Here is an 11,865-nt window from a genome sequence, read left to right on the forward strand (position 1 = left end):
AGCCGCCTTGCGCTTGAGGTCGGCCACCGTCCGGCCCAGAAGGTCGAGATACAGCTCGTAGCCCACCGCGGCGATGTGGCCGCTCTGGGAAACCCCCAGGAGGTTGCCGCCGCCCCGGATCTGCAGATCGCTCATGGCCAGCTTGAAGCCTCCCCCCAGCTGGTCATACTCCATGACCGCCTTGAGCCGCTTCTGGGCATCCCGAGACAGCCCGTCCAGCGAGGGCACCAGCAGATAGGCGTAGGCCTGCTCCCGGGAGCGGCCGACCCGGCCCCGCAGCTGGTAGATCTCCGCCAGCCCCAGCCGGTCCGCCCGGTTGATGACGATGGTATTGGCACTAGGGATATCGAGGCCGCTTTCGATGATGGTGGTGCACACCAGGACGTCCAGCTGCCGCTGCACGAAGCGGACCATGATCTCTTCCAGGTCCCGAGGGGCCATCTGGCCGTGGGCGACCGCAATCCGCGCCTGGGGCACCAGGGCCTGCACCCGGGCCGCCATCTCGTGGATGGTCTGCACCCGGTTGTGCACGAAGAAGACCTGGCCCCGGCGCTGCAGCTCCCGGGTCAGGGCCTCTTTGATGACCAGATCGTCATAACGGGCCACAAAGGTCTTGACCGCCCGCCGGTGCTCCGGGGCGGTGCTGATCACCGACAGATCCCGGATGCCCAGGAGCGACATCTGCAAGGTGCGCGGGATCGGGGTGGCAGTGAGGGTGAGAATGTCCACCTCGGTCCGGAGCTTCTTGAGCCGCTCCTTGTGGGCGACGCCGAAGCGGTGCTCCTCGTCGATGATCACCAGGCCCAGCCGCTTGAACAGGATATCCTTCTGGAGCAGGCGGTGGGTGCCGATCACCACATCCACCCGGCCGGCTGCCAAGTCGCGGGCGATCTGCCGCTCCTCGGCGGCGGTGCGGAAGCGGGACAGGCTGCGGATCTCCACCGGAAAGCCGGCGAAGCGCTCCTGGAAGGTTTCGGCATGCTGCTCCGCCAGGACAGTCGTCGGGACCAGAAGGGCCACCTGGAAGCCGTCCACCACCACCTTGAAGGCGGCCCGCATGGCCACCTCGGTCTTGCCGTAGCCGACGTCGCCGCACAGCAGCCGGTCCGTGGGCCGCTCCGCGGTGAGGTCCGCCAGGATGTCGTCGATCGCCTTGCTCTGGCCAGCCGTCTCCTCGTAGGGGAAGGCCTCCTCGAACTCCCGGTACAGGTCGTCGGGACGGGAAAAGGCATGCCCCTGGCGCAAAGCCCGCTGGGCATAAAGCTCCAGGAGGTCGCCGGCCACCTTGGAGACCGCCTCCCGGACCTTCTTCTTGCGGCCGGCCCAGGAGGTGCCGCCCAGCTTGTCCACCCGGGGCAGGGAGCCGTCCAGGCCTTGGTATTTGTGGACCAGGTGGAACCGGTCCACCGGCACGTAGAGCTTGTCCTCCCCCTGGTAGGCGATGACCAGAAAGTCGTTGGCCAGGGCACCGACCTGCATGTGCACCAGGCCCTGGTAGAGACCGATGCCATGGTCCCGGTGCACCACCGCATCCCCCAGGGCCAGCTCCTCGACCACCACAGCCGGCGGCGGCGCCTTGCGGGCCCGGCGAGCACTGGGCCCCAGCCGCCGCTCGCCCAAAAGCTCACTGGCGGACAGGATGTGCTGCCCTTCCCGGGACAGGGTGAAGCCCTCGCTCAGCGGCGTGCCGAACAGCCTGACCTGCGGCCGCTCGCCGGCTGGCGCCGGCTGCCAGGGCGCTTCGCCCATGGCTACCGGCAGCCCGTAGGGACGGAGCAGCTCCACAAGCTGCTCGGCGTGGCGCAAGCTGCGGCAGGCGATCGCCGTCCCCTGGTGCTCGGTGAGCCAGATGGCGAGCTGGCGCGCCAGGGGGGCCAGAAGGCCACGGCCCTTGCGCTCCAGGTCCAGGCCCTGCTTGAGCAGGATATGGCCGCCAGTGGCCAGATCGAGGGTCCGGCCTTCCGGGGTGGCGAAGTCGTGGACCGTCACCGCGGGCCGTTGGCCCAGGCTGGCCCGCCACCCTGCCTCGCCCAGGAACAGCTCCTCGGGCGGCAGGGCCGGCACAGCCCCTGCCTTCGCCTCGGCGAAGTTGGCCCGGATCCGCTCCCAGACCAGGCCCACACTGCGTCCCAGCTCCAGCGGGTCCAGGAGGAGGACCGCCGCATCGGCAGGCAGGTAGTCGGCCAGGGTGGAGGTCTGCCCATGGACCAGCGGGGCAAAGGCCTCCATGCCCGGGAAGCTGCGGCCGGTCCTGATCTGCTCGGCCAGCCGGCGGCTGGCCGTCGGGTCCCAGCCCCGATCGCGGCTGGCCGCCTGGAATCGGGTCACGAGCGCCGCGACCTGGGCCGAGCCGTGGGGGGGCAGGAGGATGTCCCGGGCCGGCGGCAGCTCAATGGCCTCCAGCTCCCGCACCGACCGTTGGCTGATGGGATCGAACAGCCGCAGGGACTCCACGAAGTCGCCGAAGAAGTCCAGCCGCACCGGCAGGTCACTGCCCGGGGGAAAGACGTCAAGGACGCCGCCACGGACACTGAAATCGCCGGCGCTGGTGGTCAGGGCGACGCCATCGTAGCCGGCCAGGGCGAGGCGACCCACCAGCGCCGCTAGGTCCACCTCCTCCTCCCGGATGACGATATCGGTGTGCCGGGAAAAGAGGGCCCGGGGCATGAGCCGCCGCAGCAGCGCCGCCACCGGCGCCACCACCACCAGGGGGTCAGGGCAGGACAGGATCCGGTGCAAGGCCCCCAGGCGGGCGGCGACGGTGGCGGCGTCCGGCGACAGGGGGGTGTAGGGCGGGATGTCGTAGGCCGGAAAAAGCACCACCGGCGCAAGGGTAAAAAGAGCGAGATCCTGCTCCAGGAGCTGGGCCTCCCGCTCGGAGGGAACGATGCACAGAAGAGGGCGGCGCCGGGCAGCCAGGATCCGGGCTGCCAACAGAGCCCGTGCCCCTCCCCGCAGCCCGGTGACCTCCACAGTCCCTTCGCCCTGGCCAAGGGCTTCGATCACCTCCTGCATCGAGACCTTGCCGCGACCGGCCCTGGCCCGCTCACCTGCCGTTGCCGCCGGGCAGGAATGACCGGCTCCCCGTCCATCGTGTCCATCATGTCCATGCCGTCCATGCCGGCCATCTGTCCGCTAGAAGCGGCCGCCGATGGAGAAGTCCCAGTTGGTGCGGTCCTCGTCGTCCACCGGGTCGAGGTTGAGGCCCCATTCCAGACGCAAGGGGCCGAGCGGGCTCATCCAGCGGAAGCCGGCGCCGGTCGCCTTCTTGAGGAAGCGGGCATCCCAGCCCTCGCTGTCCCGGTAAACATTGCCGACGTCGAAGAAGACCACGCCCTTGAGCCCCGCCTCCTTGACCAGGGGGAAGATCCACTCGGCATTCATCATCCACATCTTCTCGCCGCCGATCCGCTCACCGGTATCCGGATCCTTGGGGCTGATGTGGGCGGAGTCGAAGCCCCGGATGCTGTTGATGCCGCCCAGGAAGAACTTCTCGTAGACCGGCAGCCGGCCGCCCTTGTTCTCGAAGGCATAGCCGATGGTGCCCTCCAGGTGGTAGGTGACGTCCTTGTGGAGGAAGGGGAAGTACCAGCCGCTCCGGGCCTCCATCTTGGTGAAGGCCGAGTCGCCGCCCAGGGGGCCACCGGCATACTTGACGCTCACCCCATGGTCCGAGCCGGACGAGGCGTCGTAGAGCCGATCCCGGGTGTCCCGCCGCAGCCCCAGGGTGGCGGCGCTGGTCACGTTGATGGCCTGGGAATCCCTGATGAAGACCGAGGCATTGGCGCTGACATCGGTGAGCTGGACATGCTCATAGCCGTAGGCCAGGGAGCCGACGATCTTCTCCCACAAGGGATAGGCGGTGCGGAGCTGGCCGCCGGTGGCGTCCTTGGTGAAGCTGTCGTACTCCCGGGTCCAGTCGTAGAGGTCAAAGCCCACCAGGAGGTGGGTGTCGTTCCAGCGGGGCTCGGTGAAGGAGAGGTTGTAGCGGTTGGTGACGCTGGACAGGTTGGCCTGCAGGGAGAGGTTCTGGCCCTTGCCCAGGAAGTTCTTCTCGCTGATCTCGGCCATGAAGAGGAGGCTTTCCGCCGAGGAGTAGCCAGCCCCGATGCTGAAGGCGCCGGTGGGCTTTTCTTTCACCTCCACGGTGACATCCATGGTGTTTTCCGCCAGTCCCGGCTCCGGGGTGATGTGCACCTCCTCGAAATAGTCCAGGCGCTGCAGGCGGGAGTTGCTGGTGCGCATGGCGCCGGCGGAAAAGACGTCCAGCTCCCGGACCGCCAGCTCACGGCGGATCACCTTGTCCCGGGTGCGGGTGTTGCCCCGGATGTCGATCCGGTTGACATGCACCAGGGCACCCTGGCTGACGCTGATGGTGATGTCCACCTGGCGGGCCTCGTCATCCCGCTTCACATCCGGCCGCACCTCCACAAAGGCGTAGCCCCGGTCGGCGTAGATGTCGTTGATCCTGAGGACATCCTCCCGCAGGAGCTTGCGGCTGAAGAACGCGTCCTCATCCTTGCCGGACAGGACGTGGGTGAGGAGGATCTCCTCGGAGGCGAGGAGATCACCGGCGATCTGCACCGACCGCACCCGGTAGCGGGCCCCCTCCTGCACCGGGATGGTGATGAACAGCCGATCCTCCTCCTGGCTGATCTCCGGGGTCCCCACCTTGGCATCGATGAAGCCGTGGTTGTGGTAGAAGGCAGCGATCCGCTCCAGATCCTGATCCAGCACCTCCCGCTTCAGACGGCCTGATTCGGTGAGCCAGGAGAAGAGGCCCTTCTCGGAGGTCTCCATGACGTCCGTGAGGTCGCCGGCGTCGAAGGCGGTGTTGCCGACGATCCGGATCTCCTCGATCGCCACCTCCGGGCCCTCGACCACGGCGATCTCCACATCCACCTGGTTGTCGGCCAGGGGGGTCAGCTTGGCCTCCACGGTGGCGGAATAGAAGCCCTTTTCCTTGTAGAGCTTGCGGATCTTGTCCTCGGACTCCTTGAGCAGCCGGGTGTTGAGGATGGTGTTGGCGCCGATGCTGACCACCTCCTTGAGGTCCTTTTCCTCCAGCTCCTCCATGCCGGTGAAGCGGATGGCGTGGATCACCGGCTTCTCGGTGACCTGGAAAACCACCGCCGCCCCCTTCTCGGTCTCCTCCACGGCCACCCGGACATCGTCGAAGGAGCCCATACGGAAGATGGCCTTGAGATCGTCCCGCAGCCGGACGCGGTCCAGACGATCACCGGGACGGCTGGTCACGGTGCGCAGAATGGCGGCGGCATCGATGCGGTTGTTGCCGGTCACCGCCAGGGAGGCGATCTGGTGGAAGCGGCCGGCATGGGCCAGGGCCCGGCCAACCAGGGAGCGGGCGACGGTGAACAGCTCGGCCGTGGACGGTGCTGCCTCGTAATAATGGGTGGTGCCGTCCTCGCTGGCGCTGTCGACGAGGGCGAGATCCGCCGACAAGCCGGTGCCCAGGCGGGTCAGGCTGCCCACCGCCACGTAGGCGGCACCGCGCTCCTGGGCCAGGGCCACCAGGCTGGCGTAGGCGGGCGGCCACTGGCTGCCGGCCGGGAACAGCGCCTCGGCGGTGGCCCGGTCCAAGAGCGAGGCGTTGCGGCCGCCCGCCGCCTCGGCGAGTGCCTGATCGGCCAGTCGCGTGAGGTCCATGGCATCGGCGTCGGTGTGGACCCGCCAGGGCAGGAAGAGCGTCACCTCGCCCTCCTGGGCCAGGGCCGCCTCCGGAAGGCCGGTGGCCAGAGCCAGCAGCAGGAAAGCCAGAGCCGCCACCACGCACCAGGGTTGACTGTTCCGATCCGTCACGGCTGTCGTCTTCACCTCGCCCTCCTTCCCCGAGAATGTGTCCCTCTCACTGCAGACGCCCCTCCGCAAGGGTCAGGCAGCGATCGGTCCGGGTCGCCAGCTCCAGGTTGTGGGTGACCATGACCACCGCCACCCCGTGTTGACGGTTCAGCTCCCGGATCAGGCCAAAGACCTTGCGGCCGGTGGCGTTGTCCAGGTTGCCGGTGGGCTCGTCGGCCAGAAGCAAGGTCGGCCGCAGGACCAGGGCCCGGGCCAGGGCCACCCGTTGCTGCTCGCCGCCGGAAAGCTCCCCGACCTTGTGCTGCAGCCGGTCGCCGAGCCCCACCTCGTCCAGGATCCGGCGGGCCGGCTCGTCGAGCTCCCCCCTGTTGCGGCCCGAGATAAGACCCGGCATGAGCACGTTCTCCAGGGCCGAGAACTCGGGCAGCAGATGGTGGAACTGGAACACGAAGCCGATCCGCTGGTTCCGGAAACGAGCCTGCTCCTCGTCCGGCATGGAGGAGACATCCATCCCCTGGTGCAGGATCCGGCCCCGGTCCGGCCGGTCCAGGGTGCCCAGGATGTGCAGGAGGGTGGTCTTGCCCGACCCCGAGGCGCCGACGATGGCCACCATCTCGCCCGGCGCCAGGACAAGATCCAGGCCGGACAGCACCGCCAGGCGCTGCCCGGCGGCCAGGTAGCCCTTCTCGAGACCGATCGCCTCCAGCACAGAAGGGCTCCCTTCATTCATAGCGCAAGGCCACCGCCGGATCCAGACGCGCTGCCTGCCAGGACGGATAGAGGGTGGCCAGGAAGGTGATCACAACCGCGGCCACCGCCACCAGGCCGACGTCCAGGGGCAGAACCTTCACCGGCAGGGTGGAGATGGGATAGACGTCGGGCGGCAGCTTGATGAACTGGTAGCGGGCCAGAATGGCGCAGAGGCTCAATCCCCCCAGCACACCGAGCCCGGTGCCGGTGATGCCGATGACCAGACCCTCGTAAACGAAGATGCGCATGATGCTGCGGGAGGTGGCGCCCATGGATTTCATGATCGCGATGTCTTTGCCCTTCTCCATGACCACCATGATGAGGGTGGAGACGATGTTGAAGGCCGCCACCAGGACAATGAGGGCCAGGATGATGAACATGGCCGTCTTCTCCAGCTTGAGCACCGAAAAGAGGTTGCGGTTCATCTCCATCCAGTCCTTGGCGATGAAGGGCAGGCGCAGCCTCTTTTCGATGGCGCTGGCCACCTGGTCCGCGGCGTCCACATCCGCCACCTTGACCTCCAGGCCGTGCACAGCGACTCCGAGATCCAGGAATTCCTGGGCTGCCGCCAGGTGCACATAGGCCAGGTTCATATCGTACTCGTACATGCCGGAGGCGAAGATGCCCACCACCCGGCAGGTCTTGAGGCGGGGAATGACCCCCATGGGGGTGAGGGGACCGGACGGGGAGACCAGGCGCACAGGATCACCCACCTCCACCCGGAGGACCCGGGCCAGCTCCTTGCCGACGATGAGCCCCGGCACCGGGCCAGCGCCCAGATCGGACAATTGGCCGGCGGTGAGGGTGTCCTTGAGGCTCAGCACCCCGGCCGCCGACGCGGGATCGATGCCCCGCAAGACGACGCCGGCGCCGCCGCCCTCGGTGCTCACCATGGTCTGGGCGTAGACGTACGGGGTCACGGCCTGCACCCCCGGCACCTGGGACACCTGGGCCGCCACCTCCCCGTAGTCGGTGAGCACGGCGCCCAGCTGCTGGACGATGATGTGGGAGTTGATGCCCAGGATCCGCTCCCTAAGATCGCTGGCAAAACCGGTCATCACCGCCAGCACGACAATCAGGGCGGTGACCCCCACCATGACCCCGGCAATGGAGATGAGGGTGATGACCGAGATGAAGGTCTGCTTGCGCTTGGCCTTGAGGTAGCGCAGGCTGACAAACCACTCGTAGCGCATGATCCCTCTGCGGCGCCCCGTCGGCAGGGCGCGGGCTACTGCCGCGCCTCGGGCTTGAGATGGGGAAAGAGGATGACGTCTCGGATGGAGGCCTGGTCGCAGAGCAGCATGACCAGCCGGTCGATGCCGATGCCGCAGCCGGCCGCCGGCGGCATGCCATACTCCAGGGCGCGGATGAAGTCCTCGTCCAGCTCGGGGTGGATCTCCTCGTCCGCGCCCCGGTTGGCGATCTGGCGCTCGAAGCGCAGCCTTTGATCCACCGGATCGTTGAGCTCGCTGAAGGCGTTGGCGATCTCCCGGCCGGTGATGAAGAGCTCGAAGCGGTCGGTCACCTCCGGATCCGCCTCATTGCGCCGGGCCAAAGGAGAAACCTCGGTGGGGTAGCTGGTGATGAAGGTGGGGTTGACAAGCCTTTCTTCCACCAGCTCCTCGAAGAGCTGGGTCTTGATCCAGCCCGCCCCGGCCTCGGCGGGCGGCTCGATGCCGTGGCGGCGCGCCAGGGCCATGAGGCTGTCCAGGGAGGCCAGCTCCGCTGGCGCCAGGCCGGCCTTGTGCACCAGGGCCTCCTCCAGGGTGAGCCGCTGCCAGGGCGGGGTCAGATCCACCGGCTGACCCTGGTAGCCGAGCTGCAGCGTCCCGTGCACCCCCAGCGCCACCCCGGTGATCAGCTCCTCCACCAGATCCATGAGATCGGTATAGGTGGCGTAGGCCTGGTAGAACTCCACCATGGTGAACTCCGGGTTGTGGCGGGTGGACAGGCCCTCGTTGCGGAAGTTGCGGTTGATCTCGAACACCCGCGGAAAGCCACCCACCAGGAGACGCTTGAGATAAAGCTCCGGGGCGATGCGCAGGAACAGGTCGATGCCCAGGGCGTGATGGTGGGTGCGGAAGGGCTTGGCCGTAGCGCCCCCGGGCAGGGGCTGCATCATGGGCGTCTCCACCTCCAGAAAGCCGCGCTCGGCCAGGAAGCTGCGCACCAGGCCGATGATCCGCACCCGTTTGCGGAAGGTCTCCTGCACTTCCGGATTGACCATGAGGTCTACGTAGCGCTGGCGGTAGCGGGTCTCCACATCCGTCAGGCCGTGGTACTTCTCGGGCAGGGGCCGCAGGGCCTTGGCCACCAGCCGCCAGGAGGCGGCGAGCAGGGTCGGCTCGCCGGTTCTGGTGACGAACAGGCGCCCGGTGAAGCCAGCCAGGTCACCGAGATCGAGCTTGCGGAACAGGGCATACCCGCCGGCGCCCACCAAGTCCTTCTTCACGTAGACCTGGATGCGGCCGGAGTCGTCCGCCAGATGGAGAAAGGTGGCCTTGCCGAACGAGCGCAGGCCCATGATCCGACCGGCGATGGCAAAGCTGGGGGCAGCAGGGTCGGGCTGGCCCCCCGGCTCGCCGGCCTCCTCATGGAGGAGCCGGGCGATGGGGTGGCTGGGCGCCCAATCGTTGGGATAGAGGGGCAGGCCGGCGGCCGCCAGCTCCCGGGCCTTCTCACGCCGGGCCTTGAGCAGCTGATTGAGATCGTCCATGTGCGACCAGGGGGAAAAAAAGGATGAGGCCGCCGGCGGATACCGGCAGCAAGGCGGTGGCCACTGTACCACAGCCGGCCGAAAAAACAAACCAAAGCCCCGGCTACGACGCGATCAGAGGATCTGGTTGAAGCGCTCCAGGTTGTCGTGCTCGCCCAGGACCACCAGGATGTCGCCCTCGGCCAGCCGCTCCAGAGGGCTGGGGTTGAAAAGCATCCGGCCCTGCCGCTGGATGGCGACCACGATGAGGTCGTAATCCGGCCGCAGGCCGGAATCCTTGAGGGCCAGGCCGACCAGGGAGGAGGTGGGGCCGATCACCGCCTCCTCCAGCCGAAGCCCCAGCTGGCCGGCGTGGACGGTGAGATCGACGAAATCCGAGACCGTGGGCCGCAGAATCAGAGAGGCCATGCGGCGGGCCCCGATATCGTACGGCGAGACCACCCGGTTGGCGCCGGCCCGCAGGAGCTTGGTCTCCGCCCCCTCGCCGGCGGCGGAGCGGGCCATGATGAAGAGGTCCTTGTTGAGCCCCCGGGCGGACAGGGTGATGTAGACGTTGTCCGCATCGCTGGAGACCACCGATACCAGGCCACGGGCCTTGTGGATCCCGGCCTTGATCAGAACCTGGTCCTCGGCGGCGTTGCCCTCCAGAAAGAGGTAGCCCGCCTCCTCCAGGGCCCGCAGCTCGCCGGCCTGGTTCTCGATGACCACAAAGGGCCGGCTGTTCTCGGTGAGCATCCGGCAGATCACCTTGCCGATGCGGCCGAAGCCACAGACGATGTAGTGGTCGGAGAGCTCGGCCACCCTCTTTTCCATCTTCTGCCTCCCGAACATGGCAGCCAGCCCCCCCTCCACCACGGCCTCGGTGATCTGGCCCACGAGATAGAGGACGAAGCTGACGCCGATGATGATGAGGGCCATGGTGAACACCCGGCCCGGCCGGCTCAAGGGGATCACCTCCCCGTAGCCGACGCTGGTGATGGTGATGACGGTCATGTACAGGGCATCCACCGGGTCGGCATCCTCGATCAGGACATAGCCCAGGGAGCCGAAGCCCAGGATGATGCCCAGAAGGAAGAGGCCAATGATGGCGCGTCGCATGGGAAGGGTCCTTGCTCACAGGAAACGGGCAGCCGGCATCATACACCGGCCCTCCCGGGCGGGCCAATGCCCATCTTGCCCGGACGCCGCCGGCCGGAGGCCCATGCCCGGGCTCAAGGAACGGCGGCCACTGGCCGATACGTCTTTATAAGGCAACAGAGGATCCCCTTCTCCTCCTGAACTGCGAGGTGCCGCCATGATGACCCCCCGGGAAGCCATCCGCGTCCTCATGCTCTCCCCCATCTACTTCCGCCTCAAGCTGCCGGCCCGCAAGGTGCTGGTGCAGGAGTTCTGCCAGCTGTTCGCCGAGGACAGCATAGCCGTCCCCCGCTGATCCGCCTCGTCCTCCCCCTTCCGGCGCTGCCGGCCGGTTTTTCCTTGGCAGCCCTCGCCGGTTCGATTATATAGGTCCTCGTCTGGTGGTCGGCCAGGACAGCGGCGCCGGCAGGTGCCGCGCAGCCCTCGACCGACCTTTTATGCATGTCCAGGGGGGACAGCACGACTACCAACGAGAGGAGGAGACCGGCATGAACATCCTGATTTTCGGACCGAACGGCAGCGGCAAGGGGACCCAGGGCGCCATCGTCCAGAAGAAGTACAACGTGCCCCATATCGAATCCGGAGCCATTTTCCGGGCCAACATCGGCGGCGGCACCGAGCTGGGCAAGAAGGCCAAGGCCTATATCGACCGGGGCGATCTGGTTCCCGACGACATCACCATCCCCATGATCCTCTCCCGGCTCCAGGAGGCGGACTGCGCCAAGGGCTGGCTCCTGGATGGCTTTCCCCGCAACAAGGTCCAGGCCGAGACCCTGGCCAAGGCCCTGACCGACGCCGGCATCAGCCTGGACTATGTGGTGGAGATCGAGCTGCCCCGGGATGTGGCCAAGCTCCGGATCATGGGCCGGCGGCTGTGCGTCAACGACAACAACCACCCCAATCACATCGCCTTCGATGCCATCAAGCCGGTGGAAAAGGAGGGCAAGCTGGTCTGCCGGGTCTGCGGCGGCGATCTCAAGACCCGGGCCGACGACCAGGACGAAACCGCCATCAACAAGCGCCACGACATCTACTACGACGAGACCACTGGCACCATGGCGGCGGTCAACTACTTCAAGGGCCTGGGCGGCAAGACCAAGGTGATCTCGGTGGACGGCCGGCCGTCCATCAATGAGGTCAGCCACGGCCTGATGTCCCAGCTGGTCTAGGGCGCGTCCCTGGCCGGTACCGGGCCTGGCACGGCGGCGGCCGCCGCGCCAGGCCCCTTCTTTTGTGACGACCACCAGGCCGATGCGGACGGGCAGGAAGGAGGGCCACCACCGGATCAGGGTTGCAGGCCTCGCACCTTTCGGCAGCTGTCCATGCAGCCAACGGTGGGGACCACCGCACCGCCGACTATGTCACCGGCCGCTTCGGCCAGGGCCAGGCCGCACCGATCCCGCCACCCTTCAGGGCCAGCCGGCCGCCCCGGGCAGCCGCCC

General features: G+C 67.5%; 8 protein-coding genes. 2 read left to right on the plus strand and 6 right to left on the minus strand.

Translation table 11 applies throughout. From position 1 onward, the window contains the following. The 6 genes from mfd to AB1634_16310 form a co-directional block, all read right to left on the minus strand. Positions 1-3,006: transcription-repair coupling factor (gene mfd / locus AB1634_16285; GenBank protein ID MEW6221073.1), on the minus strand; the 3,006-nt coding region annotated here is incomplete at its 3' end. Positions 3,007-3,135: 129 nt separating this feature from the next. Next, positions 3,136-5,835 carry an outer membrane protein assembly factor BamA gene (gene bamA / locus AB1634_16290; GenBank protein MEW6221074.1) on the minus strand — a complete coding sequence of 900 codons (2,700 nt, stop codon included), beginning with the start codon at positions 5,833-5,835 and terminating at the stop codon, positions 3,136-3,138. Positions 5,836-5,866: 31 nt separating this feature from the next. After that, positions 5,867-6,550, minus strand: a complete 684-nt coding sequence (locus AB1634_16295) for an ABC transporter ATP-binding protein (protein MEW6221075.1) — start codon at positions 6,548-6,550, stop codon at positions 5,867-5,869. Further along, on the minus strand, positions 6,543-7,763 hold the full coding sequence (locus tag AB1634_16300) for a lipoprotein-releasing ABC transporter permease subunit (protein MEW6221076.1): 1,221 nt from the start codon (positions 7,761-7,763) through the stop codon (positions 6,543-6,545). Before AB1634_16300 ends, AB1634_16295 begins: the two co-directional genes overlap by 8 nt. Before the next feature lie 35 nt (positions 7,764-7,798). Next, positions 7,799-9,286, minus strand: a complete 1,488-nt coding sequence (lysS, locus tag AB1634_16305; GenBank protein ID MEW6221077.1) for a lysine--tRNA ligase — start codon at positions 9,284-9,286, stop codon at positions 7,799-7,801. A 114-nt stretch (positions 9,287-9,400) separates the two neighbouring features. Then, entirely contained in the window at positions 9,401-10,384 is a 984-nt protein-coding gene (locus AB1634_16310; protein MEW6221078.1) for an NAD-binding protein, read from the minus strand. Positions 10,385-10,580: 196 nt separating this feature from the next. Between AB1634_16310 and AB1634_16315 the strand changes: the two genes are divergently transcribed. Continuing rightward, complete coding sequence (locus AB1634_16315) at positions 10,581-10,718, plus strand: hypothetical protein (protein ID MEW6221079.1); 138 nt, start codon at positions 10,581-10,583, stop codon at positions 10,716-10,718. Between the two features lie 193 nt (positions 10,719-10,911). Then, positions 10,912-11,592, plus strand: coding sequence for an adenylate kinase (locus AB1634_16320; GenBank protein MEW6221080.1), 681 nt, complete (start codon positions 10,912-10,914; stop codon positions 11,590-11,592). Positions 11,593-11,865: the final 273 nt, after the last annotated feature.

This window comes from Thermodesulfobacteriota bacterium (assembly GCA_040755095.1).
Classification (GTDB): Bacteria; Desulfobacterota; Desulfobulbia; order Desulfobulbales; family JBFMBH01; genus JBFMBH01.